22 protein-coding genes and 1 tRNA gene are annotated in these 26,036 nt (G+C 65.4%); 5 read left to right on the forward strand and 18 right to left on the reverse strand.

Annotated features, from left to right (window positions below; all coding sequences use genetic code 11):
* The coding region (locus tag ACP7C5_RS04835) for a DUF2779 domain-containing protein (RefSeq protein WP_426263387.1) at window positions 1–736 on the forward strand (736 nt) is incomplete at its 5' end.
* A gap of 59 nt (window positions 737–795) precedes the next feature.
* Here the strand turns inward: ACP7C5_RS04835 and ACP7C5_RS04840 are convergent.
* From ACP7C5_RS04840 to ACP7C5_RS04855, 4 genes are all read right to left on the reverse strand, one after another.
* Window positions 796–2,331, reverse strand: coding sequence for a hypothetical protein (locus tag ACP7C5_RS04840; protein ID WP_426263388.1), 1,536 nt, complete (start codon window positions 2,329–2,331; stop codon window positions 796–798).
* Window positions 2,324–2,968, reverse strand: coding sequence for a DUF5681 domain-containing protein (locus ACP7C5_RS04845; RefSeq protein ID WP_426263389.1), 645 nt, complete (start codon window positions 2,966–2,968; stop codon window positions 2,324–2,326). Before ACP7C5_RS04845 ends, ACP7C5_RS04840 begins: the two co-directional genes overlap by 8 nt.
* A 21-nt stretch (window positions 2,969–2,989) precedes the next feature.
* Window positions 2,990–4,498 carry a site-specific DNA-methyltransferase gene (locus ACP7C5_RS04850; RefSeq protein WP_426263390.1) on the reverse strand — a complete coding sequence of 503 codons (1,509 nt, stop codon included), beginning with the start codon at window positions 4,496–4,498 and terminating at the stop codon, window positions 2,990–2,992.
* Between the two features lie 802 nt (window positions 4,499–5,300).
* A tRNA-Ser gene (locus tag ACP7C5_RS04855) sits at window positions 5,301–5,391 on the reverse strand.
* A 110-nt stretch (window positions 5,392–5,501) separates the two neighbouring features.
* On the opposite strand from ACP7C5_RS04855, the gene ACP7C5_RS04860 reads away from it, so the two are divergent.
* Window positions 5,502–6,395 (forward strand): peptidylprolyl isomerase, encoded by an 894-nt coding sequence (locus ACP7C5_RS04860; protein ID WP_426263391.1) that lies wholly within the window; start codon window positions 5,502–5,504, stop codon window positions 6,393–6,395.
* A gap of 161 nt (window positions 6,396–6,556) precedes the next feature.
* Here the strand turns inward: ACP7C5_RS04860 and ACP7C5_RS04865 are convergent, their stop codons facing one another.
* A complete protein-coding gene (locus ACP7C5_RS04865) occupies window positions 6,557–8,869 on the reverse strand; it encodes an ATP-dependent helicase (RefSeq protein WP_322163097.1) in 2,313 nt (770 codons plus the stop codon).
* 46 nt (window positions 8,870–8,915) lie between these two features.
* On the reverse strand, window positions 8,916–10,178 hold the full coding sequence (locus ACP7C5_RS04870) for a glycosyltransferase (protein WP_426263392.1): 1,263 nt from the start codon (window positions 10,176–10,178) through the stop codon (window positions 8,916–8,918).
* A gap of 271 nt (window positions 10,179–10,449) precedes the next feature.
* On the opposite strand from ACP7C5_RS04870, the gene ACP7C5_RS04875 reads away from it, so the two are divergent.
* Window positions 10,450–12,105, forward strand: a complete 1,656-nt coding sequence (locus tag ACP7C5_RS04875; protein ID WP_426263393.1) for an inorganic phosphate transporter — start codon at window positions 10,450–10,452, stop codon at window positions 12,103–12,105.
* Between the two features lie 43 nt (window positions 12,106–12,148).
* Here ACP7C5_RS04875 and rsmD read toward each other — a convergent pair whose 3' ends face one another.
* Window positions 12,149–12,697 carry a 16S rRNA (guanine(966)-N(2))-methyltransferase RsmD gene (gene rsmD / locus ACP7C5_RS04880; protein ID WP_133188992.1) on the reverse strand — a complete coding sequence of 183 codons (549 nt, stop codon included), beginning with the start codon at window positions 12,695–12,697 and terminating at the stop codon, window positions 12,149–12,151.
* Between the two features lies 1 nt (window position 12,698).
* The gene (locus ACP7C5_RS04885; protein WP_229839200.1) at window positions 12,699–13,832 is read right to left on the reverse strand and encodes a pseudouridine synthase; all 1,134 of its coding nucleotides are present in this window, start codon (window positions 13,830–13,832) and stop codon (window positions 12,699–12,701) included.
* A 283-nt stretch (window positions 13,833–14,115) separates the two neighbouring features.
* On the opposite strand from ACP7C5_RS04885, the gene ACP7C5_RS04890 reads away from it, so the two are divergent.
* Entirely contained in the window at window positions 14,116–14,547 is a 432-nt protein-coding gene (locus ACP7C5_RS04890; RefSeq protein WP_133188990.1) for a response regulator, read from the forward strand.
* Window positions 14,548–14,645: 98 nt separating this feature from the next.
* Entirely contained in the window at window positions 14,646–15,962 is a 1,317-nt protein-coding gene (locus tag ACP7C5_RS04895; protein ID WP_426263394.1) for an AmpG family muropeptide MFS transporter, read from the forward strand.
* Window positions 15,963–15,967: 5 nt separating this feature from the next.
* Here the strand turns inward: ACP7C5_RS04895 and ACP7C5_RS04900 are convergent, their stop codons facing one another.
* From ACP7C5_RS04900 to ACP7C5_RS04945, 10 genes are all read right to left on the reverse strand, one after another.
* The gene (locus ACP7C5_RS04900) at window positions 15,968–16,429 is read right to left on the reverse strand and encodes a DUF6628 family protein (RefSeq protein WP_426263395.1); all 462 of its coding nucleotides are present in this window, start codon (window positions 16,427–16,429) and stop codon (window positions 15,968–15,970) included.
* 70 nt (window positions 16,430–16,499) lie between these two features.
* Window positions 16,500–17,834, reverse strand: coding sequence for a bifunctional folylpolyglutamate synthase/dihydrofolate synthase (locus ACP7C5_RS04905; protein WP_426263396.1), 1,335 nt, complete (start codon window positions 17,832–17,834; stop codon window positions 16,500–16,502).
* A gap of 139 nt (window positions 17,835–17,973) precedes the next feature.
* Window positions 17,974–18,834 carry an acetyl-CoA carboxylase, carboxyltransferase subunit beta gene (gene accD, locus ACP7C5_RS04910; RefSeq protein ID WP_426263397.1) on the reverse strand — a complete coding sequence of 287 codons (861 nt, stop codon included), beginning with the start codon at window positions 18,832–18,834 and terminating at the stop codon, window positions 17,974–17,976.
* The gene (gene trpA / locus ACP7C5_RS04915) at window positions 18,831–19,628 is read right to left on the reverse strand and encodes a tryptophan synthase subunit alpha (protein WP_426263398.1); all 798 of its coding nucleotides are present in this window, start codon (window positions 19,626–19,628) and stop codon (window positions 18,831–18,833) included. The genes accD and trpA overlap by 4 nt, the downstream gene beginning before the upstream one ends.
* 130 nt (window positions 19,629–19,758) lie before the next feature.
* The gene (gene trpB, locus ACP7C5_RS04920) at window positions 19,759–20,988 is read right to left on the reverse strand and encodes a tryptophan synthase subunit beta (RefSeq protein WP_426263399.1); all 1,230 of its coding nucleotides are present in this window, start codon (window positions 20,986–20,988) and stop codon (window positions 19,759–19,761) included.
* A gap of 183 nt (window positions 20,989–21,171) precedes the next feature.
* A complete protein-coding gene (locus tag ACP7C5_RS04925; protein WP_426263400.1) occupies window positions 21,172–21,810 on the reverse strand; it encodes a phosphoribosylanthranilate isomerase in 639 nt (212 codons plus the stop codon).
* A 20-nt stretch (window positions 21,811–21,830) separates the two neighbouring features.
* The gene (pyrF, locus tag ACP7C5_RS04930) at window positions 21,831–22,505 is read right to left on the reverse strand and encodes an orotidine-5'-phosphate decarboxylase (protein ID WP_354286209.1); all 675 of its coding nucleotides are present in this window, start codon (window positions 22,503–22,505) and stop codon (window positions 21,831–21,833) included.
* On the reverse strand, window positions 22,502–22,825 hold the full coding sequence (locus tag ACP7C5_RS04935) for a hypothetical protein (protein ID WP_426263401.1): 324 nt from the start codon (window positions 22,823–22,825) through the stop codon (window positions 22,502–22,504). Before ACP7C5_RS04935 ends, pyrF begins: the two co-directional genes overlap by 4 nt.
* 56 nt (window positions 22,826–22,881) lie before the next feature.
* The gene (locus tag ACP7C5_RS04940) at window positions 22,882–25,179 is read right to left on the reverse strand and encodes a patatin-like protein (RefSeq protein ID WP_426263402.1); all 2,298 of its coding nucleotides are present in this window, start codon (window positions 25,177–25,179) and stop codon (window positions 22,882–22,884) included.
* Entirely contained in the window at window positions 25,179–25,871 is a 693-nt protein-coding gene (locus ACP7C5_RS04945) for an endonuclease/exonuclease/phosphatase family protein (protein ID WP_133188969.1), read from the reverse strand. The genes ACP7C5_RS04940 and ACP7C5_RS04945 overlap by 1 nt, the downstream gene beginning before the upstream one ends.
* Between the last annotated feature and the right edge of the window lie 165 nt (window positions 25,872–26,036).

Consider the following 26,036-nt stretch of genomic DNA (forward strand, 5'->3'; position numbering starts at 1 on the left):
ACGCCAAACATCCCCGGCCGCTCCTAAAAGAAGCAGCCTTACCAACGGCTGGATTTTACTCCGCCACGCTCAGCACCGCGCCGGCGTTCCGATGGCCTGCTTTGTCACCGGCGCATCCAACGAGACCGACGGCTGGGCTTATCCGCGGACGTTCCTCGACTTCGAGACAATCGCGTTTGCCGTTCCGCGCTGGCTTGGGACCAGCCCCTATCAGCAGATCCCGTTTCAGTTCTCTGCGCATATCGATCGCGGGGAAGGGGGCCTAGAGCACACCGAGTTCCTGTCGACCGACGGCGCTGATCCGCGTGCGGCTTGCGCGGCAGCGCTCGCGAGCTTGCCGGCGACCGGGGCGGTAATCGCGTGGAACGCGCCGTTCGAGCGCTCGTGCCTTTTGCGGCTGGCGAGCGCTGTTGCCCAACACGCCACGACGCTGCGCACGCTCGCCGACCGCTTGGTCGATCTGCTGCTGGTCGCGCGGCGGCATTACTACCACCGAGACATGCGCGGTAGCTGGTCAATCAAGGCCGTGCTTCCAACGCTCGTGCCCGAGCTGGATTATGCGACTCTCGATGGTACGAAGTCGGGTGTCGAGGCGCAGGATGCGTATCTTGAGTTAATCATCGGCGAGACCCCGCCCGAGCGGCGAACAGTGCTCCGCCGCGGACTGCTGGATTATTGCCGGCTCGACACGATGGCGATGGTCGTTTTGGTTCAACGGTTGCGCGGACAGACTTGATTAGCACGGGCACGCCCGCATACTGGAGCGGTGTCTGGAGAGCGTCACGCGCCAACCATTTAATCGTCGCTCTCGTGCATGAAGTCGGCTGATGATAGGTTGCCATCGTAAAAGCGCGGTTTGCGGGTCGGACGTCTAACTTCCATCCGTCGCCCGTTGGCATCGCGCTTGGCCCCGATCCAATCTTGCTTCTCGAACGTCCAATTGACGAACTGCGATAGAGCATCGACCTGATCGTCCGACGAGGCGTCAGGAAACCCCAACAGTTCGCGACGCAATGCAGGAAGCCATTCAGCGTTTTCGGGCAACAAGAATTTTCCGGTCCGCAAATGAACGGTAGCTGCTTCGAGGCGCGCTCGTTTCGATACCGTCGGCTTTGGCAGGCGTACGAGGCCAGGCAACCTTGCAGCCTTTACCAAGTCGTATAACGGTCCGCCGTTCGAAGCGCGTTCGATCAACAGCACGTCGGCTTTCCAGTGTCGATGCCAGTGCAGGACACGATCGACCTGCTCGTTAAAGTCTTCTTTTGCTCTGAACAGATCAAGGAGATACCACAGCCCTTTTCGGTAGCCCCACGTCATACCGACCGACCAAGAGCTTCTGGTCGTAGCGTCTGACGATGCAAGGTCGATACTTTGAACGACCCTCTCGAAGAATGTGCGGGGTGGGCGATTTTCGTAGGAGCTGAACCATCCCCAATCTACCAGACCTCCTCCGCCGGAGCCCGGATCTTGCTGGACCTGCGCTTCATAATCGGCCGGGGTCATCGTCTGTTTCCACCAGTCGTAGACCGACTGTGGGGCAATCGCCGGGCAAAGCAGATCGCCCGTTTTACGCTGCCACACCTTGCCTAGCGCTAACGGAATGTCTTGCTTCTGAACCGCGATGCCAGGCAGATTGAGGTGGTACCAGTCACCATGCTCGAGCGCCCATCCTACCAGATCCTCTTCGTGCAAACGCTGCTGCACGATGACCATGCGACCGTCCGCGAGATTGTCGAACCTGTTTAAAAACGTCTTGCGAAAGGTATCGATCGAGTTTTCACGCTCGATCGCGGAAATGACCTCGCCAGCCTTCTGCCAGTCGTCGGAGATAAGGTAATGGGTTCCCAGACCGGTCATTGCGCCGAGCCGCGATGCGGCTCGGATACTACCTCCTTGGGTGGTTTTGATGAACCCGGCGCGGTCATGATCGCGGCGGATTCGGGTATCGGGAAACAACCGCTGATAGCGCGGATGTTTGACGATAGTGCGCGCCCCATCGACCAGCGGGACGGACAGATCCGCCCCGTAACTAACCACCGTGATCTTTGCTGTTGGATCATGCCCAAGCAACCAAGCCACGAAAGAGTTGGACGTCAGCTCGGACTTGCCGTGGCGCGGCGGCAGCGTAATAATCAAGCGCTTGATCTCGCCCTTGGCGAGGCGAGTCAAAACATGGGCCATCGCCTCAACATGTGGCGCCGCGACCAGCTTCTCGCCGCCGTGCAGCATGCTAAACCCGGCGGCGTGAAAGTCAGCGAGCGAGCGCCGCATCAGTTCATCATGTAGCGCGCGCTGGAATGCTGCTGACGAAACGATGTTGGGGTCATTCATCGTCTGGCTCCGGGGCGTCCGAAGACGTAAGACGCTTGCGAATGTCCGGCATTTCCTCCCACCCGGCGGTGTTCAACAAGGCGTCGATGATGGCCTGCTCCTCAGGCAGCAACCCGGCGCCCTCATTCTGTGGCTTACGTTCACGCAGTTTGGCGTAGTAAAGGTCGAGCAGGAACTCGGCCGCCTTTCGATCCTTTTGTGCGGCTCTCGCCTTCAAACTGTTAAGCGCAAACAACCCAAGATTCGTCATAGCCTTTTCGCCGTTCGCAATCGTTGCGAACTCCGCCAGGATTGCGTCATTAAGCGCAGTCTCGGGGTCGATGGCTTTTCGAGGTTTCGGGCCACGTGCATTTCCAGACTGACCCTTCGTCCATTGGTACTTAATTGGCGGCCTCCATTTACCGATGATGTAGTCTCCGTTTTCATCCAAATTGGTCTCGGCAATTTTGGATTTGTGATGACGACGCTTCGGTTCCGGTTCTGGCTCGGATCGTCCCGCCGTCGCCGACCGGATGCGCGCTGGCGGGTTGGCGATGGCTTTCGCCGCCGGGGGGGACTCGACCAGGGCGGGGGGGGCGAGCTTCGGTACACCTCCTCCGATAGGCGTGGCGGCGGGAACGATCGGACGGAACGGCATGACAAAATTACCTTGATGAGCTCAGACGACGGGGCGGACGCGCGGACGCGGATTTACTGCGTTGACTTGAGGGAGTGCCTCGGCAGCGCGACGCATTTCTACCTGATCGAAGGTTTCACCGCTCGCGATGAGCGCCGCCTTTTGGCCAGTAGCCTTTTCCCATCGATGGACGATTGTATCGACGTACAGGGGATCGAGTTCGACGCCGCGACAGACACGATCGGTTCGCTCAGCGGCGATCAGCGTGGACCCGCTGCCTAGAAAGCCATCGAGCACAACTTCGCCACGATTAGTCGCATCGCGGATTGCATCGGCGAGCATTGAAACGTTTTTGCAAGTGGAATGCATCGCAAGAAGCTCATCACGCCCTGCGCCGAAGGTATTTACGCCTGGATAGAACCAGCAGGTGGTCCTCGTCCTTCCAAATCGCCCGAGCTGGATGTTGTTCGTATGCGGAGCCTTGCCCTTCTTCGCGATGTAACAGAGCTCGTGCTGCGACCGGTAAAATGAGCCCATTCCTCCCGAGGCCTTCACCCACACTGCCATGCTTAGAAGAGCCAGGTGCGCTGCGCGAACTCCGGTCATCATCTCCCACTGATGCCGAAAATCCATAAACATATATAGCAAAGCACCATCACGGCATCGCGCAGCAAGAGCTGCGATACTAGTCGACAAAAAATCAGTGAACTGTTCTTCGCTCAAATCTCCACTGGCTTGAACAAACTCCCTATTTTTATTCTTTCCATTGCCACTCACGAAGCCATCTATCTTTAGATTGTAGGGATGGTCGGTGAGAACCATGCTTGCGATCTGCCCGTCCATCAGGATGGCTAGGTCTCCGTGGTCCAGCGACGAACCGCAAAGCACGCGGTGGCGACCAAGTTGCCAGACATCGCCAATACGGCTCACAGCCATTCCCGGTTTTCCAACCTCGCTAAGATCGTCGTCGGGATCGAGTTCCGACTCGACCGAGGATGGATAGAGAAGGTTATCGATCTCAGGCGTGCTGAAGCCTGTCACCTCATAAGCCAGCACCGTGTCCATCTCGATGAGTTCGGTGAACTCGACCGCAAGTTCGACCTCGTCCCACCGACTGTTTTCGCTCAGCTTGTTCAAAGCAAGCCGGAGAAAGCGCACTTCCGCTTCATCGAGGTGCTCGACGCGGATGGTCGGTACGTCAACATAGCCGAGTGCGCGCGCCGCCTCAACGATCGCCTCACCACCAATGATGGTATTGCTCGCGTCTATTAAAATAGGTGAAACGATGCCGAACGCCTGGAGCGATGCTTTAAGCGCCTCGATCGTGCCTTTGACTCGGCGCCGCAGCTTGCGACCGTAGCTGTTCAGGGCGTCGACTCGGATATATTCTATGCGGTCGAGCCGCACATTGTGGCGAAGAATTGTAGAAATATTGTCGGTCGTTCCACCGGCCGGTTTTTGTCGAGTAGTCATTTTTTGGCCTTTCCGTAGCCGCTGCAAATTTCCATGCGACAACGAGGGCCAGCCGAAAGGTTGACCGCGCGTCGTCACGCCAATCTCCCTCTCGACATCGATGATTTAGCAAAGCCTGACCAACCTTGCTAGCAAATATATTTAAAATAATTAGGTACTACTTTCGTTGTCAACAAAACGATCGAATTCGACGACGACGATACTATGGATATTCTTTCCCTGCCATTTCACTGCCGTTTCGCTGATAGCGGTGGGACGGAAAACCGCTATTAAGTCATTAAAAGGTGATGAGAATCGCGGCAGCGAAGCTAACCGTTCCTTGTCGTTTTTTTTCGATACGGTGCCAAACGCGTCGCGGCACGGAAAGCCTAGGACTCGCTCGTTCGTTTCCTAAACACGACTAGGCCGTACGCACCGACCGCTACCGCGCTATGTGAATGCGGGGTCCACCGCACATTGGTCCGAAGAATTGTCCATGATTCTTATCGGTACGCGACAGGAATGAATTCCGTACTGGCTACCGTCGCGCCGGAGAATATTCGTCCAATTAGGGGATTTGGTCGGGGGCAAAATTTCTCCGCGGTACCGAGTCTGCAATGATATCACGCAGTTTTGCGCCGTTTCCCCCGATCTCGGGGAACACTTTCATCGGTATCTGAGTCTATAAAGACTGGCTGGCGGAGCAAATCATATTCGAAATCGGCAATATGGTCGGTCATAACCTGCTGAATTCACTACGAAACCATTTGAGAGCGGTACGAACAGAGAACGATCAAGCAAATTTGCGCGAAAATGGCCAAAACCGTACTTGGAGAGTCAGAATTCTGTTGATTTGGACTCAGTGGGTTTCCCAAATATCTCTGCAAAAACAGAGACTTGGTGGCGGAGCGGGAGGGATTCGAACCCTCGATACGCTTTTGACGTATACTCACTTTCCAGGCGAGCGCCTTCGACCACTCGGCCACCGCTCCGCATGTCCTGGACAGGAGGGTGGCCCTAGAGCGTCGCTGCCCGCTGTGCAAGCATTCTGCTGCGCGCGACAGGGATTGCCGCCGCCGTGCCGAGCGGGCAGGTTGGCGTGATGCCGATGCTGCTCCCGCTTTTCGCCCTGCTCGCCGCCGCCCAGGCCGCGCCCGCGCCCGCCCCGAAGCCGACCGCGGCGCAGCTCGCCGCCGCCGCTCCGGCGAGTGCCTGGGGCGCGATCGACCCGCAGGATCTGCTGCTGATCGACTTTGCCGACGGACGTCGCAGCGTGATCTGGCTCGCCCCCGCTTTTGCCCCGGTACACGTCGCCAATATCCGCACGATCGCGCGGAGCGGTTGGTGGAAGGACGCGACCGTCTACCGCGTCCAGGACAATTACGTCACGCAATGGGGCGATGCGACCGAGAAGAAGCCGCCTGCCGCCGGGATCACGACCAGGCCGCCCGCCGAATATGAATGGGCGTGGGGTGCGCACGGCGTCGCCGTCGCCAATCCGTATCGCGATGCCTATGCCAGCCGCACCGGCTTCACGCCGAGCGGCTGGGCGGTGGCGGGGGATGGCACGCGGCAATGGCTGCCGCATTGCTACGGCATGGTCGGCGTGGCGCGTGATCTTGCGCCAGACACCGGGACGGGGGGCGATCTCTATACCGTGATCGGGCACGCTCCGCGGCATCTCGACCGCAATATCGCGCTGGTCGGGCGCGTGATCGACGGGATGGCGGCGCTCTCGGCCTTGCCGCGCGGGACGGGCGGGGGGCTCGGGTTGTACGAGGATCCAAAGCAACGCGTGCCGATCCAGCGGATTGCGATCGCGGCCGATCTGCCCGCGGCGGAACGCCCGGCGTTTGAATATCTGCGCCCCGATGCGCCGGTCTTCGCCGCGACGCTAGAGGCGCGGGCCAATCGCGGCGGGCCGTTCTTCACGGTGCCCGCGGGTGCGACGGACCTGTGCAACGTGTTGGTGCCGGTGCGCGCCGTGGCGCGCTAGGCGCTGGTAAGACGCGTTGCGCGGACGCGGGCTCGGCGAGCCGTACCGCGCAGTGCGATGGCGCGGCGGCGGTGTCCGTTCTCCTCGCTTTGCTGCATCTCCGCGTCTCGCGCCCGATCTGGCGGCCCCGGCCGTCGCCGGGTCAACGATTGCGGTCGCGGCTAAGCCTCTACCGTCACGAACGTATCCATCACGCGTTTGCGCCCGGCGCTCTCGAAGTCGATCTCGAGCTTGTTGCCCTCGATCTCGGCGATCGCGCCATAGCCGAACTTCTGGTGGAACACGCGCATCCCGACCGAAACGTCGGCGCGGCCCTTGTTGCCGAGGCTCACCGCCGAAGCGCGCGATTCCTGGACGCGGCTTGGCTCGCGCGTGAAAGTTCGGTTCGTGTAGCCACCGCCGGGCTTGGCGGAATCGACGCCCGCCGCGCGCTGCCACCCCGGGCCGCGGCCGGTGCCGCGCGCGACGTCGGCGAAGGGATCGGCGCGTTCGGACCAATTGGCGCGCCACAGGCTCTCGCCGCCCGCCATGCTCGACTCGGCTTCGATATGCTCGGGCGGGAGTTCGCCGACGAAGCGGCTCGGGATGCTGCTCGTCCACTGGCCGTAGATGCGGCGGTTGGCGGCGTGGAGGATGATCGCGCGGCGCCGTGCGCGCGTGATCGCGACATAGGCGAGGCGGCGCTCCTCCTCGAGGCTCTTGGTGCCGCCCTCGTCGAGCGAGCGCTGCGAGGGGAACAGCCCTTCCTCCCAGCCGACCAGGAACACCGTGTCGTATTCGAGGCCCTTGGCGGCGTGAATCGTCATGATCGTGACCTTGGGCTCCTCGGCCGCAGCCTCATTGTCCATCACCAGCGAAACGTGTTCGAGGAACGCGCCGAGCGTCTCATATTCCTCCATCGCGCGGACGAGTTCGGTGAGGTTTTCGAGGCGCCCGGCCGCCTCGACCGATTTCTCGGCCTGGAGCGCGGCGGTATAGCCGCTTTCGTCGAGGATGATCCGCGCGAGTTCGCCATGCGGCAGCTCGGTCACCTGCGCGCGCCACCGCGCCATGTCGATCACGAGATTGCCGAGCGATTTGCGCGCCGCGCCGCTCAGTTCGTCGGTATCGAGCAGCCGCGCGGCGGCGGTGACGAGCGGGGCGTTCTGCGCACGCGCGAGCTGGTGGATCTTGGCGACCGCCTTGTCGCCAAGGCCGCGCTTGGGGACGTTGACGATGCGGTCGAAGGCGAGATCGTCGGCCGGCTGCGCGACGACGCGCAGATAGGCGAGCGCGTCGCGAATCTCGGCGCGCTCGTAGAAGCGGAAGCCGCCGACGATGCGATAGTTGATGCCGGTCGCGATGAAGCGGTCCTCGAACTCGCGCGTCTGGTGCTGCGCGCGCACAAGGATGGCGATCTCGTCGAGCGACTTGCCACCGCGTTGCACGCTGTCGATCTCCTCGCCGACGCGACGCGCTTCCTCGGGGCCGTCCCACACGCCGAGCACCTTGACCTTCTCGCCCGCGTCGAGCTCGGTCCAGAGCTGCTTGCCGAGGCGGCCGCTATTGTTGGCGATCACGCCCGAGGCGGCGCCGAGGATGTGCGGCGTGCTGCGGTAATTTTGCTCCAGCCGGATGATCTTGGCGCCTGGGAAATCCTTTTCGAACTTGAGGATATTCTCGACCTGCGCGCCGCGCCACGAATAGATCGACTGGTCGTCGTCGCCGACACAGGCGATGTTCTTGCGCTCCTGCGCGAGCAGGCGGAGCCAGAGATACTGGACGCTGTTGGTGTCCTGATACTCGTCGACCATGATGTATTTGAAGCGGCGCTGGTAATCGGCGAGCACGTCGCGGTCGCGCTGCAGGATGACGAGCATGTGGAGCAGCAAGTCGCCGAAATCGCAGGCGTTGAGCGCGACCAGGCGCGCCTGATAGGCGGCGTAGAGTTCCTGCCCGCGGCCATTGGCATAGAGTTCGCTCTCGCCGGCATCGATCTGGGCGGGCGTGAGGCCCTTATTCTTCCAGCCGTCGATCAGCCCGGCGAGCGAGCGGGCCGGCCAGCGCTTCTCGTCGAGATCGGCGGCCAGGATCAGCTGTTTCAGCAGGCGCAGCTGGTCGTCGGTGTCGAGGATCGTGAAATTGCTCTGCAGCCCGACCAGCTCGGCATGGCGGCGCAGCATCTTCGCGCCGATCGCGTGGAAGGTGCCGAGCCACGGCATCCCCTCGACCACGTCGCCGACGAGCATCCCGACGCGGTGGCGCATCTCGCGCGCGGCCTTGTTGGTGAAGGTGACGCTGAGGATCTCGCTCGGCCAGGCCTTGCGGGTGTTGAGCAGGTGCGCGAGCCGCGCGGTAAGCGCGGCGGTCTTGCCGGTGCCCGCGCCGGCGAGGACGAGCACGGGGCCCTCGGTGGTGAGCACGGCGTCGCGCTGTGGCGCGTTGAGGCCGCGCAGATAGGGCGGATCCTGATCGGTAGGGGCGGGGAGACTCATCGGTGAACAGGTAGGGAACGGCGCGCCCGCGGGCAAGCGCTTCCGCTTATTCGGCGGCGAGCGCGGGCGCGTCGATCCTGCCCGCCACCCGCGCGCGGCGCGGTGCGGCGAGCGTGTGCATGACGTCGAGATAGGCGTCGGCGGCATGTTCGACCGTGAACGCCGCGGCGGCGGCGCGCCGAGCCGTGACGACTGCGCGATCGTCGAGCGCAATGGTCGTCATCGCGCGCGCCAGTGCCGCGCAATCGCCCTTCGGCACGATCGCGCCGAAGGCACCGTGACCGAGCAGATCGCGCATGCTGACGCAGCAATCGGTCGCGACGATCGGCAAGCCGGCGGCCAGCGCCTCGATCAGCACTGCGGGAACGCCCTCATAGGTCGAGGACAGCACGAACACGTCGGCCTGCGCCAGCCACCGGTCGAGCGGGTCGGTATGCCCCGGCATGTGCACCGCGCCGGCAATCCCGAGCGACGCCGCGAGTCGTTCGAGGCTCGCGCGTTCGAGCCCTTCGCCGAGGATCGTCAGCGTATCGCCTGGCGTCACGACGCGCGCGAACGCCTCGAGCAGCAGCGCGAAATTCTTCTGCGGTGCAAGCCGACCGACCGCGAGATAATGGCGGCCGGGGCGACCGCGCGATGCCGCATCGCGCGCGGCGCCGAGCCGGGCGAGATCGCCCGCGCACAATGCCGGATCGGGGATGACGCTGATCCGGTCGACCGCGACCCCGGTCCGCTGCGCGATTTCGTCGCGCATCGCGGGCGCCATCGCAACGAAATGGTCGATGTAGCGCCCCTGGATGCGCAGCCAGATGCGGTAGAATGCGCGCACCGGCGGCGACATGTCGGGGCGCTCGAGGCAGTTGCTGATCTTCGCGACGATCGGCGGGCATTTCCGCCCGAGCAGCAAGCGCAGCACGACCGCGAGCGCGGTGTAGGTGTTGCCCGCGCAGAACAGGATGTCGGGGCGCTCCACCCCGATCATCGCGGGAAGCCCGCGCGCGAGTGCGACGAACCCGGCGAGCTGGCCCGCCGCCGGTCGAAGGCCGACTTGCCGCGTCGCGCGCAACGGTTGCGGTGGCGCGACGCGGGCGTCGGCGAGCACGACCTGCGCGTCGAAACCACGCATGCTCCATGCCGCATGGAGCCGTGCCGCAACGCGTTCGACGCCGCCTGGCGCGAAACTGTAGAGATAGGTGAGGATCCGCAGCGGGCCAGCAATCGGTGGATGCTGGAACGGGGCAGGGGGGGGATCGATCGGCGGAGGCTCGGCAGTATCGACTTGCGCCGTCGCGATAAAAGCCGTGCCCACCCAAATCTCTCCTGCGCCCCCCGGTCGCGTCGAAACGCTTTAGAGCGCGGCGGCGCGACACGCAAATTGCATTACGCCATGCGCCCGGCATCGCCTACCGGAGCCGACGCTCGCGGTGAATCCTCGAAGTCGTGCCGCGCTACGAGCCGACCATTGCTTGAAATAGCGCGATTTTCCGGGCGCTGGCTCCCGACTCGGCGGCACCGATACGGCACGCGAGCCGCGCGCTGTCATCATACCGTAACAGAACCCAGCGAAGGCCATAGGTGACATGGCGACCACCTTTCTCGCGTCCCCCGAATCGGCGACGGACGCATCGCATGGGCCACGGCTCGACCATAAACTGCATCCCGCGGGGCGCTGGATCTTCTTCGGCGTGCTGTTCGCCGGGATCGCCTATGCCGCGTACAGCATCTTCACCGACACCGCGAACGTCGGCGAGGGGCTCGCGCTCGGCACCTTCGCGTTTCTCGGGCTCGCGCTGCTGATCGCGCTGGGGTTCGAATTCGTCAACGGCTTCCACGACACTGCCAATGCCGTTGCCACCGTCATCTATACCCACTCGCTTCCCGCACCCGTGGCGGTGGTGTGGTCGGGATGCTGCAATCTGCTCGGCGTGCTGCTGTCGAGCGGGGCGGTCGCCTATACGATCGTCACGCTGCTGCCGGTCGACCTGATCCTGCATGTCGGCAGCAATGCCGGTTTCGCGATGATCTTCGCGCTGCTGTTCGCTGCCGTGCTGTGGAACCTCGGCACCTGGTATGTCGGGCTCCCCAATTCGTCGAGCCATGCGCTGATCGGCTCGGTGCTCGGCGTCGGCTTCGCCAACCAGCTGATCGCCGCGAACACCGGCGGCACGTCGGGGGTCGATTGGTCGCAAGCGCTCAACGTCTTCAAGGGGCTGTTCTTCAGCCCGCTGATGGGCTTCGCCGGAGCGCTCGCGCTGCTGTGGCTGATGAAGCGCGTGATCCGGAACCCCAAGCTGTATTCGGAGCCCCAAGGCCAGACGCCGCCGCCGCCGGGGATCCGTGCGCTGCTGATCGGCACGTGCACCGCGGTGAGTTTCTTCCACGGCAGCAATGACGGGCAGAAGGGCATGGGGCTCATCATGCTCATCCTGATCGGCTGCGCGCCGACCGCCTATGCGCTCAATCGCACGATGCCCGAGCGCGACATGCCCGCCTTCGTCCAGACCGCCAACCAGGCCGCCGGCGCATTCCGCGCGCATGCTGGCGATGCTCCGGACGGGACGGTCGACGCGGCGCGCACGACGCTGACCAAGGCGCTGCGCGTGCGCGAGGTGCTGTCGCCGCAGGTGTTCGGCGCGATCGATACGTTGTCACGCGACGTCAGCCAGCGCATCGAGGGCTATGGCACGCTGCAGAAGGTGCCCGCCGCGGCGACGCCCAATTTGCGCAACGACATGTATCTCGCGCTCGATACGATCAAGCTCGCGGTCAAGGACAAGGACAAGGCGGCGAAGACCTTCGCGCCGGCCGAGCTCAAGGCGATCAACAGCTACGCCACCAATCTCGAGCATGGCACGCGCTACATCCCGTATTGGGTGAAGATCATCGTCGCGATCGCGCTCGGGCTCGGCACGATGATCGGCTGGAAGCGGATCGTCGTCACCGTCGGCGAGCGGATCGGCAAGACGCATCTGACGTACGGCATGGGTGCCGCGGCCGAGATCGTCGCGGCGGCGACGATCGCCGGTGCCGATTTCATCGCGGTGCCGGTGTCGACGACGCACATCCTGACGAGCGGCGTGGCGGGTGCCTCGGTGGCGAATGGCGCCGGGCTGCAGATCACGACGCTGCGCAACATGGCGCTGGCGTGGGTGCTGACGCTGCCCGCGGCAATGGCGCTGTCGGGCGGGCTGTACTGGCTGATGCTGACGCTGTTCGGGCTGTCGCATCACGTTTGAGCTAATCTAAAGCCCCTCCCCTTCAGGGGAGGGGCTTATCTGTTCAAGCCCGCCGCAGCAGCGTGATCCGCGCCTTGCCGTGCACGCGCGAAACGTCCTCGACGAACCCGGCCACCTCGACCAGCTCGGCCTTGGCGGTCTCGATGCTGATCCACGTCGCCTCGCCGATCCACCCCAGCCGGTTGAGCTTGTCGAGCGCGACCGCGCCCGCGCCGCTGTCATAGGGCGGGTCCATCACGATCAGATCGAGCGGCTTGGCGGCGAGCCCCAGCGCAAGCACCGACTGCGCGCGGACGTCGGCGCCGATTTCCTTCGCGCCGCCCAATTTGGTCAAGTTCACGCGCAGCGCGTCGAGCGCGGGCTTGTCCTGCTCGACGAAGATGCACGACGCGGCGCCGCGCGACAGCGCCTCGATCCCGAGCGCGCCCGAGCCTGCGAAGAAATCGGCGACCGCCAATTCCTCGAAGCTACCGACGCGGCTGGTGAGCATCGAGAACAGCGCCTCGCGCACGCGGTCGGCAGTCGGGCGAGTCGCTTCGCCCTTGGGCGCGACCAGCGGGCGACCGCGCCATTTTCCGGCAATGATGCGCATCTTACTTCCTGGTCCGGCTCTTGTGGATCTTCACGCGCGCCGGCTTCGACGGCGCGGCGCGCGCCTTGCCCGCGGTGCGCGGCGTCGCCTTGGCGGGTTTGCGCTCGGCGGTCTCGGTCGGCGTGGCGGTGCGGCCCGGCTTGGCGCGGACGTTGCGGCCGAGCTCGGGGCTGAACACCTTCGGCCGCTGGCCCGGCGCGATCGCGCGCGGGGCAACGGGTTCGGTGCCGGCCTTCGGCTTGGCGTCGTAGAAGCGTTTCACCTTGGTGGCCTTGGTCAGCACGACCGGATCGCGGCCGGGCTGCGCCTGGCGCGTCGGTTCGGCAAACGCCGCCTTGTCGGCGCGGTTGGCCGAGGTCTTGGTGATTCGACGTGCGGGTTGCGGCTTGGGCGTCGGGGCCTTTGGCGCGGACGGAATCTGCTGCGGCCCGCGCTGCTCGCGGCGCGGCTTCTCGACCAGCTTGGGGGCTTCGCCGCCACCTTTCCGCGTCGGATCCTTGCGGAAGCTGACGACGTCGTGCTGCTTGACCTCGCCAATCTCGCCGACCGCGAGATCGCCGAGCAGGAACGGGCCGTAGCGCGTACGGATCAGCCGCGAGACCTTGAGCCCGAGATATTCGAGCACGCGGCGCACTTCGCGATTCTTACCCTCGGTCAGGATCATCTCGATCCATACGTTCGCGCCGGTGCGGCGCTCGAGATTGGCGTTGATCGAGCCGTAGCGAATGCCCTCGATCTCGACGCCGTGGATCAGCTCCTCGAGCTGTTCCTGCGTGATCGGGCCGTAGGCGCGGGCGCGGTACGCACGCTCGACGCCGGTCGCGGGGAGTTCGAGCTGGCGCTTCAACTCGCCATCGGTGGTCATGAGGAGCAAGCCCTCGGTGTTGAGATCGAGCCGGCCGACGGGTACGAGCCGCGGCAGATCGTCGGGCAGCTGGTCGTAGATCGTCTGGCGCCCGGCGGGATCGCGCTCGGTGACGAGCAGGCCGGGCGGCTTGTGATAGAGGAACAGCCGTGCAGCGGCTGGCGCGGCGATCGGCTCGCCATCGACGGTCACCCCGGTGAGCGATTGCAGGATCGTCGCCGGCGTATCGAGCACGACGCCATCGAGCGCGACGCGCCCCTCGGCGATCATGCGTTCGACTTCACGCCGAGACGCGACGCCGGCGCGCGCGAGCAGTTTTGCGATCCTCTGTTCGTCTTTGGGTCGCGTCGAAGGTCGCGGGGGCTCGTTCGAGCGGTCTATTGGGGTAGGGGGCTTGGACACACTCGCCTGATACCCAATTTATCTCATGTTGTGCGCACAAAATAATGTGTGCCCAATCTCGTAGCCGCGCGTTAAGGCACGGGTGCGTAACGAGGGCGGTGCGCGCGCTACCATTGTGGTGGCCCCAGAAAAAAGACGGGTATTTCCTGCGATGCTTTTCGCGAAGAAGAAGCGGCGGATTTCCAACCTCTTGCTTGTCGAAGACGAGCCGTTGGTGGCGTTCGACACCGAGCATTTCCTGCGCGATGCCGAATATTCTGTGGTGGCGACGGTCGACCGCGTCGCCGATGCGCTTGTGGTGATCGGGCGCGAGCGCGAGATCGATCTGGTGTTGGTCGACATCAGCTTGGCCGATGGCAGCGGACTCGACGTCGCGCGCGCGGCGCACGGCGTCGGCGTGCCGGTGCTGTTCGTGACGGGCTCTTGCCCCGAGGGCGGGCGTGAAGTCGCCGCAGGGTGCCTGGCGAAGCCCTACGCGCAGCGTGATTTGCTCGCGGCGATTGCCGCAATCGAAGCCGTGCTCGAGGGAAAGAAGCCCAAGCGGATGCCCAACGGCTTCAGTTTGTTCGTGACCGTAAGCTGATCGCTCGCCCCGGTCCGTAACGGGGTGACGATTGGGAGGTTCCTCCGACGTGATTTACCGCTAGTCTCGCGCTTTAACGAGCAAGGGGCGAGTGACGAATGGATGCGGTGACCGGGCGCGACCCGAATTGGTGGGACGGTGTCCGGCCGTATCTTGAAAAGGCACCGCTCGCCGCGCTGGCATTGGGGATCTCGTCGGGCTTCCCGTTCGCGATGATCGGCGCGACGCTGACGACGCGGTTGGCGCAGAGCGGCATCACCAAGTCGACGGTCACCGCGTTCAGCCTCGCCTTTCTGGTCTACAATCTCAAATGGATCTGGGCGTGGGTCGTCGACGGCGTCCACCTGCCGCTGATCGGGCGGCTCGGGCAGCGCGTGTCGTGGCTGATCGTCGCCGGGCTGCTGGTAATGGCGGCGGTCGCCAACCTTGCCCTGGTCGATCCAAAGGCCGATATTTATGCGACTGCGATCGCGGCGATCCTGGTCGGCGCGGCGGGCGCGACCTTCGACATCGTGATCGACGCGTATCGCATCGAAATCCTCGAGCCGCGGCAGTTGGGCGTCGGCTCGGGCATGTCGCAATATGGCTGGCGGCTTGGGTCAGCGGGCGCAGGCGCGCTCGCTCTGGTCGTCGCGGCGCGATTTGGTTGGTCGAACGCCTATCTACTGTGCGGCCTGTTCGCGCTTCCCGCGATGATCGCCGGCCTGCTCTACGGCGAGCCCGAGCGGCACCGCGAGCCCGATGCACGCGGCGGGATGGCGAATCTCGGCGCGTCGATCATCGGGCCGTTCGTGCAGTTCTTCCAGCGGCAGGGCGCCTTGCTCGTCTTGCTGTTCATTCTGATCCACAAGATCGGGGACACGCTCGCCAATTTGACTTTCCGGCTGCTGTTCGACTCGCTCAAATTCACCAATGACGAGATCGCCTTTTACGACGTGTGGATCGGCTTCCTCGCCTATCTCGTCGGCATCTTCATCGGCGGGTTGATCTATACGCGGCTGGGCATGAAGCGCTCGGTGCTGATCTCGCTCGTGCTGATGATGGTGTCGAACCTCAGCTTTGCCGGGCTGGCGATGGCGGGGCATTCGAACCTCGGCATGGCGGGCGCGATCGGCTTCGAGAATTTCTCGAGCGGGATCGGCGGCGTCACCGTCGTCGCCTATTTCTCGGCGCTGACCAATTCGCGCTTCACCGCGGCACAATATGCGCTGATCTCGGCGGCGACGAGCATCGTCGGGCGCGCCGTGACGGGCACCACCGCGGGCAGTCTGATCGATGCGATGGGCTATGTGAACTTCTACCTGCTGACGACGGTCGCGGCGCTGCCGGGCGTGTTGCTGTTCTGGTGGATGAGCCGCAAGGGGCTGATCGACGCCTCGGTCGGCGAGACCGAGGATGCGCGACCGGCCGGCTGACAGCGTTACGCCGTAACGGGTCGCCCGGCATCGGCGAACGCCTGCGCCAGCGCGGTGATGCTGGCGAGCACGCCGTCCGGGCGACGCACGCCGATCAAGTCACCGAGCAGCAGCCGTGCGGTTTCGGGGGCGGTCTCGGCGCGGGCGACGATCGTCAGGATCGCGGCCTCGGCGCTCGTCATCCGCAGACAGCAGCACGGCGCGATCGCGATCGGGCAAGTCGCGGAATGCGCGAGATCGGCCATCATCGTGCGCAGCAACAGCAACGGCCGGCGAAACGCTGCGCCAAAGCTGTGAAACAACGCCTGCGCGCCGTGCGCGTCGTTGAGGCCGTTCGCGCCGAGCCGGCGGAACGCGAACAGCAGCAAGCGCGCATTCGGGTCTTCCGGCATCGCATTCGGCAAGCTGGCGGCGAGCGCCGACGGGCGCTGTGCGGGGCTGGGCGAGGGGGCTGGGCTGAGACTCATGAGGGGATGCTCCGTTACTAGGAGCATCCTCTGGCATTCGCTATTGCAAGTCAATCGCAATAAAGGTGCGTCAGTCTGGCGCCTCGAGATTCGCCGAAAGCGCTTCCCCGGCGAGGTAGAGCGAGCCCAGAATCAGCACGATCGGCGGTTCCGCCGGATCGGCGATCGTCGTGATGTCGCGCAACGCACCCGCAATGTCGGCGCTGGTATGGGCTGCGATCCCGAGGTCATGCGCAACCGCGGCGAGCGCAGCGGGCGCGTGATGCTCGTGGTTCGGGACGGGCACCGCGTGAAGCGTCGTCGCCAGTCGCGCGAACGGGGTGAGCAGCCCGACCGGATCCTTGTTCGCGAGCATGCCGAGCACGAGATGCACTTCGCTCCGCCCGACGGCGGGATGCGCAATCGCGTCGAGCGCTGCCGCGATCGCCTGTGCTGCGGCGGGATTGTGCCCGCCGTCGAGCCAGAGCTGGCTGCCTGCTGGAAGCTGGTCGAGCAGCGGGCCGGGGTGAAGCCGCTGCATTCGCGCGGGCCAGTGCGTCGTCTCGGCGGCGATGCGATAGGCGTCGGCTGGGATCGCAAGCGTGGATTGATGCCGCAGCAGCGCGATGGCGAGCGCAAGGTTCTCGGGCTGGTGCGGGCCCGCCATGCGCGGGAGCGGGGTTTCGATCGTCCCATTGGCGTCGGTATAGATCAGGCGATCGCTTTCCACCGTGAAGTGCCAGTCGTCGCCCGCGGGCGCTGGCTTGGCTCCGGCCGTCCGCGCGACCGCAGCGACGCGTTTTGCGATCGGCGCGGGATAGCGCATCGTGACGAGCGGAACGCCGCGCTTGGCGATCCCGGCCTTTTCGCCCGCGATCTCCCCGAGCGTTTCACCGAGAAAGCTCTGATGATCGATCCCGAGTTGCGCGATCCCGGTGACGATCGGCGCCGGCACCATGTTGGTCGCATCGAGCCGGCCGCCAAGCCCGACCTCGATGATGCACACGTCGGCGGGCGTGCGGCTGAAGGCGAGGAACGCGGCTGCGGTGGTGACTTCGAAGAAACTCGCCGTCAGGTGGGCGGCGTGATCGAGCACTTCGGCGAGCAAGATCGCAAGGGCGTCGTCGGTGATGAGGGTGCCGGCGAGGCGGATCCGCTCGTTGAAGCGGACCAGATGCGGGCTGGTGTAGACGTGCGCGGTAAGCCCCGACGCTTCGATCGCCGAACGCAGGAACGCGCAGGTCGAGCCTTTGCCGTTCGTGCCCGCGACATGGATCACCGGGGGCAGGCGGTGGTGCGGATTACCGAGTCGGTCGAGCAGCGCCGTGATGCGCTCTAGCCCGAGGATGTCCGCGCCGGGGGAAAGCGACCAGAGCCGGTCGAGTTGAGTTTGCACGGCGGGGTTGCTCGAGGTCGCGCTGTCCATTGTCTTCTCCCTCTTCCCGCGTGCGCGAAGAGGGCCGGGGAGAGGGGTAGGACCACCTACCGTCCGACCACTGCCCCTCTCCCGCGCTGGGGATTCGCCTCGCTTACCCTCTCCCCGCAAGCGGGGAGACGGAGATATGCTACGCCGCTTCGCGCTGGCCGCACAGATAGTCGATCAGGCTCGCCAGCGTCGCGCGCATGTCGCGGCGGTGCTTGACCATGTCGATCATGCCGTGCTCGAGCAGGTATTCCGCCCGCTGGAAGCCGTCGGGCAACTTCTCGCGGATCGTCTGCTCGATCACGCGTTGCCCGGCAAAACCGATCAAGGCACCCGGCTCGGCGATCTGGACGTCGCCGAGCATCGCATAGCTCGCGGTGACGCCGCCCGTCGTCGGATCGGTCAGCACGACGATATAGGGCAGCCCGGCATCGTGCAGCATCGCGATCGCCACTGTCGCGCGCGGCATCTGCATCAAGCTGAGAATGCCTTCCTGCATCCGCGCGCCGCCGGCGGCGGTGAAGATGATGTACGGGCATTTCTCCTGGATCGCGGTCTCGACGCCGCGGATGAACGCCTCGCCGACCGCAAGTCCCATCGATCCGCCCATGAAGGCGAAGTCCTGGACGCCGATCACCGCCTTGCGGCCCTCGATCGTCCCGCGCGCCGTGATCAGCGCATCGCCCTCCGACGTCGCAACGCGCGCGGCCTTGATGCGGTCGACATAGCGCTTGGTGTCGCGGAACTTGAGCGGGTCGTCGGGCACCTTGGGGAGCGGCACGATCGTGTAGCTGCCCTTGTCGAACACATATTCGAAGCGCAGCAGCGGCCCGATGCGATCATGATGGTCGCAATGCGGGCAGACGTGGAGATTGTCCTCGAGCTCCTTGTGGAACGTCATCGTCCCGCAGCTCTTGCACTTGTGCCACAGATTGTCGGGCGTCTCTTTCTTGACGGGGACGACATAGGCCAGTGCGTTGCGGACGCTGGTGAGCCAGCTCATGCGGGAACTCCTTCGCGGGCGGTGCGGATCGCCGCCGACAGGGACTGGATATAGGCGCGCACGGCGTGCGGAGCGGCCGCGCCATGCTCGGCGACGAGTTCGACGATCGCCGAGCCGACGACGACGCCGTCGGCGACCTTGGCGATCGCGGCGGCCTGTTCGGGCGTGCGGACGCCGAAGCCGACCGCGACGGGCAAGTCGGTATGCGCCTTGAGCCGCTTGACGGCTTCGTCGATCGAGGTCTGCGCCGCCTGCTGCAGCCCGGTGATGCCGGCGACCGAAACGTAATAGAGGAACCCGTTCGCGCCATCGAGCACGACGGGGAGGCGGGCTGCGTCGGTGGTCGGCGTGGCGAGGCGGATCGGCGCGATGCCCTTGGCGCGCAGCGCGGGGCCGAGCTCGGGGTCTTCCTCGGGCGGGATGTCGACGCAGATCACGCCATCGACGCCGGCGGCATGCGCGGCGTCAGCGAACCACGCGCCGCCGCGGATCGTCATCGGGTTGGCATAGCCCATCAACACCAGCGGGGTATCCGGGTGGCGCGCGCGGAAGGCGGTCGCGATCGCGAGGATGTCGGCGGTGCGCGTGCCGGCGAGCAAGCTGCGGATGTTAGCGGCCTGGATCGCGGGGCCATCGGCCATCGGATCGGTGAACGGCATGCCGAGCTCGATCACGTCGGCGCCGCCCTCGACGAGCGCGTCGAGGATCGCGGGCGTCGGGCCGTCGCCGGCGGTGACGAAGGCGACGAGCGCGGGGTGGCCCTTGGCGAAGGCGGCGGCGAGGCGGTTACTCATCGGTCGTCACCCCGGCCTTGTGCCGGGGTCCACTGTGCAGCGAGCGCAACGCAAGAGTGTCGGACTGGGGAGTTTGCGGCTTGGTGGACCCCGGCACAAGGCCGGGGTGACGATGCCTTCTGGACGGTGCTCATAGCGCCACCCCGAGCGCCTCGGCGACGGTGAAGATGTCCTTGTCGCCGCGCCCGCACAGGTTCGCGAGGATGATCTGGTCGCGGTCCATTTCGCGCGCGCGCTTCGCCACCGCGGCGATGGCGTGGGACGGTTCCAACGCGGGGATGATGCCCTCGGTGCGGCACAGCAACTGGAACGCGTCGAGCGCCTCGGTGTCGGTGATCGAGGTGTATTCGACGCGGCCGATCGAGTGCAGCCAGCTGTGCTCGGGGCCAATGCCCGGATAGTCGAGCCCGGCCGAGATCGAGTGCGCCTCGGTGATCTGGCCGTCCTCGTCCTGCAGCAGATAGGTCTTGTTGCCGTGGAGGATGCCCGGCGCGCCGCCGGCGAGCGACGCCGCATGCTCCTTGTCGAGCCCGCGACCCGCCGCTTCGACGCCGAGCATCGCCACTTCGCTATCGTCGAGGAAGGGATGGAAAAGCCCGATCGCGTTCGACCCGCCGCCGATCGCCGCGACGAGCATGTCGGGCAGGCGGTTGATCCGCGAGAGCATCTGCGCGCGTGCCTCGATGCCGATCACGCTTTGGAAATCGCGCACCATCTCAGGGTATGGGTGCGGGCCGGCAGCGGTGCCGATGATGTAGAAGGTGTCGTGGACGTTGGCGACCCAGTCGCGCATGCCCTCGTTCATCGCGTCCTTGAGCGAATGCGATCCGCTCGTCACCGGGCGGACTTCGGCGCCGAGCAGCTTCATGCGGAACACGTTCGAGGCCTGCCGCTCGATGTCCTTGGCGCCCATGTAGATGATGCACGGCAGGCCGAAGCGCGCGCAGACCGTCGCGGTGGCGACGCCGTGCTGGCCAGCGCCGGTCTCGGCGATGATCCGCGTCTTGCCCATGCGCATCGCGAGCAGGATCTGCCCGATGCAATTGTTGATCTTGTGCGCGCCGGTGTGATTGAGCTCGTCGCGCTTGAACCAGATTTGCGCGCCTTTGCCCGCGGGCGCGGATTCGCGCAGCGCTTCGGTCAAGCGCTCGGCGTAATAGAGCGGGCTCGGGCGGCCGACATAATGTTCGAGCAGATCGTCGAACTGCGCCTTGAAGGCCGGGTCGGCCTTGGCGGCGCGATAGGCGGTGTCGAGCTCGAGCACGAGCGGCATCAGCGTCTCGGCGACATAGCGGCCGCCAAAGTCACCGAAATGGCCGCGCTCGTCTGGCTGGGTGCGGAAGGAGTTGGGAGCGTTCATGCCGTGCCGTTTAGCACCTGGCGCGGGCGTGTCGAGCCGGGTGCGGCCTAAAGCCCGCTCCCGCCTTCGCGGGGGAGGGTTGGGTGAGGGCGTTCTTCTCGAGGCGGGATGCGCGGACAGACGACAGAAGGCAGAAGACCCTCACCCAACCCGCTCCCATGAAGGATGGGAGAGGGCTTTCAGTTAGAGGTCGTTTACCGCCTGTAGGAACGCGCGGATTTTCGTGACATCCTTGATCCCCGGGGCGCTTTCGACGCCCGAGGAGACGTCGACCAGCGTCGCGCCGGTCATCGCCACCGCCTCGCGCAGATTGACCGGATCGAGCCCGCCCGACAGCAACCACGGCAAGGGATGCCGGAAGCCCTCGAGCAAGCTCCAGTCGAACCGCACGCCCATCCCGCCGGGAAGCGCGGCACCGGGCGGCGTCTTGGCATCGTAGAGGATCCGATCGGCGACGCCGCCATAGGTCGCCGCCTCCGCCAAATCGGCGCGCGTCCGCACCGCGACCGCGCTCCACAGCGGCAGGCCGGTCCGCGCCTTGATCGCGGCGCTGCGCGCAGCCGGGGTCTTGTGGAGCTGCAGCACGTCGAGATGCCCAGCCGCGATCGCGCGGTCGAGCAACGCGTCATCGGGGTCGACGAATACCCCGACACGCTGGACATGCGCTGGCACGCGCGCGGCGAGTTGTGCGGCACGATCGCGCGATAGCGTACGGGGCGACGGCGCATAGAACACGAATCCGACATGGCTCGCGCCGCCGTCGATCGCGGCGTCGAGCGTTTCGGGGGTCGAGAGACCACAGATTTTCGCGCTGATCTGCATGACGGTTCCTCAGCGCTTGCTCAGAGCGTCGCGGCGATCGCGCGCGCGGCCGCGTCGGGATCCTCGGCTTGCGTCAGCGGGCGACCGATCACCAGGATCGACGCGCCCGCGTCGATCGCTGCGCGCGGGGTGACGACGCGCTTCTGGTCACCGACCACGCCGTCGGCGGGCCGTACACCTGGCACGACGAAGAAACCTCTGGGCCAGAATCGATGTGCGGCGGCGACTTCCTCGCCCGAGCAGACCACGCCATCGACACCCGAGTCGCGCGCGAGCTCGGTCAAGCGCAGCACCTGTTCGTGCGGGTCGCCCATGCAGCCGATCGACTTGAGATCGGTTCCGTCGAGGCTCGTCAGCGTCGTCACCGCGACCACCTTGGTGCCCACAGGCGCCGCCGCCTTGGCATCCTCGAGCATGGCGCGTCCACCGGCGGCATGGACCGTGAGGATCGCCGGCGCGAGATCGCGCAGCGCCATGATCGCCTTGGCGACGGTGTTGGGAATGTCGTGGAGCTTGAGGTCGAGGAAGATCGGCAAGCCGAGCTCGGCCATGTCGCGCACGCCGGCGCGGCCATTGGCCATGAAGAATTCGAGGCCGAGCTTGATCCCGCCGACATGGTGGCGAAGCTTGCCCGCCATCGCGTGCGCCTTGGCGAGATCGGGCGTGTCGAGCGCGACGTAGATGCGGTTGCTCATGCCGGGTCGACCGGATGGACGACGACGACGGCTTCGGGGCTGAGCGTCGAGACCGGCACGGGTGCCGCGGTGACGCGCAGATCGTGCAGCGCACGCTCGGCTGCGGTGAGGCGGTTGCGCAAGCGCCAGCGCAACGTCGAATGCCACAGCAGCGTCGGCACGAGCCCGGCGAGGAAGGTCAGCAGCAGCAGCAGCGGCAAATTGACCAGCGCCTCCATCCCGCCCCACAATTTGATCGGCACGCTGGTCCAATTGCCGAGCGTGAAGACCGCCGCAATGAAGGCGAGAAGACACCAGAAGAGGATTTTGAGGAACTGCATGACGGCAGCGTAATGGCAATGCGGTGGGTTGCCAACCTGCCGCGTCGTTTGCCGCCTCAGCCGATCTCGCGGCGCAGCGTCTCGAAAAGGCCGGGGACCGCGGTCAGCTTCTCGGCTTCCTCGTCGAGGATCGCGAGGAACGCCGCGCGCTTGATCGCGGCGGTGCGTCCAGCCTTGAGCGTCATGCCCGGTTCGAGCGCTGACAGGACGATGTCGATCATCCGTTCGGCTCCGTGCAGCCGGCCCCACAGATAGTCGTTCTCACGATAGGCGCGACTGAAGAACGCACCGAAGCTGTTGAACTGGATGCCCTTCAAACTTGCTTCGGCGCCGCCGCTGCGAATGCTCGCGGCATCGTCGGGGCAGATCCGATCGACCTTGATCGGGTCGAATTCGTCGAGCCCTTCGCCCTGCAGCAGCGGCAGCGTCGCGACATCGAAATAGGGAAAGCCGAGATAGGTCAGCAGGATCGGCCGCTTGATCTCGCGGCTGAGCCCGGCGAACGCCGCTGCCAGGCGCGCCTCGGTGCGGCTGTCGAGCGCCTTCAAGTCCATCGCCGTGCCCAGCGCGTCGAGCAACGGTCCGGCATCGCCGCGCAAGCCCTGCACCGCGGCGCGCAACGCGCCGTAGCGGTCGGTCCGCTTGCGCTCGAGATATTCGGCAAGGCTTTCGTAGATCGCCTCGCGGATGCCGGAGAGTTCGGCCTCGGGCTGGTCGCCCTCGAGATCGGTGATGCGGCGCGCGAGCAGGCGCAGCCGACGCAAGCGAAAGCCCAGGTCGAAGGTGCGCAGGAAACCGATCGTCGCGCGGCTCGCTCCGCCGGCAAGGCTCGATTGCATATCGTCGAACCCGCGCGCGCTGACCGCCTCGGCGATATGCCCGCGGATCCGCCGCCAATGCTGCCCGCCGGGCTCGCCGCCGGCATGGTACAGCAAGTCGGTGATCGCCTCGACCACGCCGTTGATCTTGAGATGGCCGTACGCGGCATAGCCATAGCCCGCGCTCTTGGCGGCGGCGGCTTGCGCGCGGCGGCGCCATGTCGCGAGCCGTGCCGCGGTCGGCGAATCGAGGAACAGCGTGTAGCCAAACAGCGCCTCGACTTGCTTTTCGACCTCGGGCCGGATCCCCGCGATGATCGCGCGCATGCGCTCGATCTGGCGCGAGCGCGTGGCGATCTCCTCGAGATTGTCGCGGATCGGCTGCGCGCGCGGCAATTCGGTGACCGCGCCGAGGATCGTCTGGAAGAAGCCCGGGACTTCGCTCCGCGTCGCACCGAACACCAGCGCGCCGCGCGGGTTGGGGTCGATATAGACGAAGCGCCGATCGACCTGGCGGCGCGCCGGACGCTCGCGCAGCGCTTCGATCGCGGGGCGGAACGGCGCGTTGTTGAGCACCGAGCCATCGATCAGCACCGCGCTTTCGGCGGCGTTCACGGCGAATTGCCGCGGCAGGATGCGCTTGAGGAAGGCGGCGCGGCCCGGCCAGCTGGCCTTGCGCGTTTCGAGCACGCGGTCGAGTTCGCCGACCATGAAAGGCGGGAAGGCCCCCGGAAAGCTCGACGTCGCGCGCCCGGCAAAGGCGAGCTCGGCGGGGTCGGCGAGCGTCTCGCCGGCGATGCCGTGGTCGCTGAACGGGACGATCACGCGGTGTTCGGTTTCGACCACTTCGGGTGGCGAATTGAGCGTCAGCCGTTCGGGATGGCCACGAAAATCGGTGACGGTGACGAACAGGTCGAGCGGCTGACCCGGGGGGAGCAGGCGCGGTTCGCGCGGCGACGCCGCCATCGCTGCGAGCGCATCGAGGATCAGCCCGGTGAAACGCTCGCCGCCAAACGGCGGTTCGAACCAGCGCGAGCGGATGAAATGCGAAAGCTTGGCGCGGACTTCCTCGCGCTCGCCGGGCTCGACGGTCTGGTCGATATCCTCGCCATCGCGCCGCCCCGCCATCCAGGCGAGCGGCAGCGCCCAAACCTTGGTGAAGCGGTGCGTCGGCGCTTGCTTGGGATCGACCAGCGCCTCGATATCGGCCGAATCGAGCCAGAGCTGGGTGAGCGGTTCGAGGCTTTGGCCAGTGCTGATCGCCTGGCCCAGAAAGATGCCGTTGATCCCGCCCGCACTCGCGCCGGCGATGATGTCGACGAGCACGCGCAGCTTGAGCCCGGTCTCGGCCTCGATTTCTTCGAACAAGGCGAAATAGACCGCTTCGCTGCCCGTCGCCGCAGCCGAGTCGCCCGCGTGGAAGGCGCGGCTGGCCCGCGCGAGCCGCCAGATCTCCTTGGTGATGCCGTGCATGTAGACGGCAAGGCTGATGCCGCCATAGCAGACGAGCGCGAGGCGAAGTTCCTTCTCGCGCATCACTCGGGGTCCAGCACCGCCCAGATCGGCAGATGATCCGAGGCGCGGCGGGCGATCACGCTGGCATGCACGCCGTAATCGACGACGCGAAAGCCGCGCGTCATGATCCGGTCGAGTCGCCCGACCGGGCGGCGGGCATGGAAGCTCGGGCCGGTCGGGACGCTCGGATAGTCGCGTCCGAAATCGTGCAGGCATCCGCCGGCCGGGGTCCATTCGTTGAGATCGCCCATCAACACCGTCGGCAGGCGTGCGGGGCATCCGTCGATATGCGCGAGGATCGCGCGCGCCTGCTTGCGGCGCCACAGCCCCGACAGATCGAGATGCATCCCCAGCACGCGGATCGGCGTGCCGTTCGCGACGACATCGGCACGGATCGCGCCGCGCGGTTCGAGCGCCGGGATATGCAGCGTGGCACAGCTGTGCACCGCGGCCTCCTTGCGAACGAGCAATGCGTTGCCGTGAAACCCCATGCTCGCGCGGTCATGGCCAATCTGGATCGCGCGCCACGGGCTATGCTCGTCCATCAGACGCTGCGGGATGATGCGCGCCTTGGTGCCGAAGCGGCGATCGGCCTCCTGCAATGCGATCACGTCTCCGCCGATCTCGTGCAGCACGTCGAGGATGCGCTGCGGGTCGCGCTGCCGATCGAGCCCGATGCCCTTGTGAATGTTGTAGCTGACGACCTTGATCATGCGTCGGCTGTTCGCAGGGCCGGACCGATCGAACGCTGGTGATAGGAAAACTGGTCGATCATCGTCCATCTAACGCAATTGGCACATCGGGATGAGCGCACGATGTATAGCGCGAAGCGCTGGCGGAGGTAGGTGTTCCATATCGCGCACCCTGCATATAAACCA

Source organism: Sphingomonas sp. PWP1-2 (assembly GCF_049898305.1).
GTDB lineage: Bacteria > Pseudomonadota > Alphaproteobacteria > Sphingomonadales > Sphingomonadaceae > Sphingomonas > Sphingomonas glacialis.

Coding starts and splice junctions, on each gene's coding strand:
- ACP7C5_RS04840 (WP_426263388.1), bottom strand. CDS start 2,331: ATGAATGACCCCAACATCGTTTCGTCAGCAGCATTCCAGCGCGCGCTA.
- ACP7C5_RS04845 (WP_426263389.1), bottom strand. CDS start 2,968: ATGCCGTTCCGTCCGATCGTTCCCGCCGCCACGCCTATCGGAGGAGGT.
- ACP7C5_RS04860 (WP_426263391.1), top strand. CDS start 5,502: ATGCCGATGCTGCTCCCGCTTTTCGCCCTGCTCGCCGCCGCCCAGGCC.
- ACP7C5_RS04865 (WP_322163097.1), bottom strand. CDS start 8,869: ATGAGTCTCCCCGCCCCTACCGATCAGGATCCGCCCTATCTGCGCGGC.
- ACP7C5_RS04875 (WP_426263393.1), top strand. CDS start 10,450: ATGGCGACCACCTTTCTCGCGTCCCCCGAATCGGCGACGGACGCATCG.
- rsmD (WP_133188992.1), bottom strand. CDS start 12,697: ATGCGCATCATTGCCGGAAAATGGCGCGGTCGCCCGCTGGTCGCGCCC.
- ACP7C5_RS04885 (WP_229839200.1), bottom strand. CDS start 13,832: ATGATCGCCGAGGGGCGCGTCGCGCTCGATGGCGTCGTGCTCGATACG.
- ACP7C5_RS04890 (WP_133188990.1), top strand. CDS start 14,116: ATGCTTTTCGCGAAGAAGAAGCGGCGGATTTCCAACCTCTTGCTTGTC.
- ACP7C5_RS04895 (WP_426263394.1), top strand. CDS start 14,646: ATGGATGCGGTGACCGGGCGCGACCCGAATTGGTGGGACGGTGTCCGG.
- ACP7C5_RS04900 (WP_426263395.1), bottom strand. CDS start 16,429: ATGAGTCTCAGCCCAGCCCCCTCGCCCAGCCCCGCACAGCGCCCGTCG.
- ACP7C5_RS04905 (WP_426263396.1), bottom strand. CDS start 17,834: ATGGACAGCGCGACCTCGAGCAACCCCGCCGTGCAAACTCAACTCGAC.
- accD (WP_426263397.1), bottom strand. CDS start 18,834: ATGAGCTGGCTCACCAGCGTCCGCAACGCACTGGCCTATGTCGTCCCC.
- trpA (WP_426263398.1), bottom strand. CDS start 19,628: ATGAGTAACCGCCTCGCCGCCGCCTTCGCCAAGGGCCACCCCGCGCTC.
- trpB (WP_426263399.1), bottom strand. CDS start 20,988: ATGAACGCTCCCAACTCCTTCCGCACCCAGCCAGACGAGCGCGGCCAT.
- ACP7C5_RS04925 (WP_426263400.1), bottom strand. CDS start 21,810: ATGCAGATCAGCGCGAAAATCTGTGGTCTCTCGACCCCCGAAACGCTC.
- pyrF (WP_354286209.1), bottom strand. CDS start 22,505: ATGAGCAACCGCATCTACGTCGCGCTCGACACGCCCGATCTCGCCAAG.
- ACP7C5_RS04935 (WP_426263401.1), bottom strand. CDS start 22,825: ATGCAGTTCCTCAAAATCCTCTTCTGGTGTCTTCTCGCCTTCATTGCG.
- ACP7C5_RS04940 (WP_426263402.1), bottom strand. CDS start 25,179: ATGCGCGAGAAGGAACTTCGCCTCGCGCTCGTCTGCTATGGCGGCATC.
- ACP7C5_RS04945 (WP_133188969.1), bottom strand. CDS start 25,871: ATGATCAAGGTCGTCAGCTACAACATTCACAAGGGCATCGGGCTCGAT.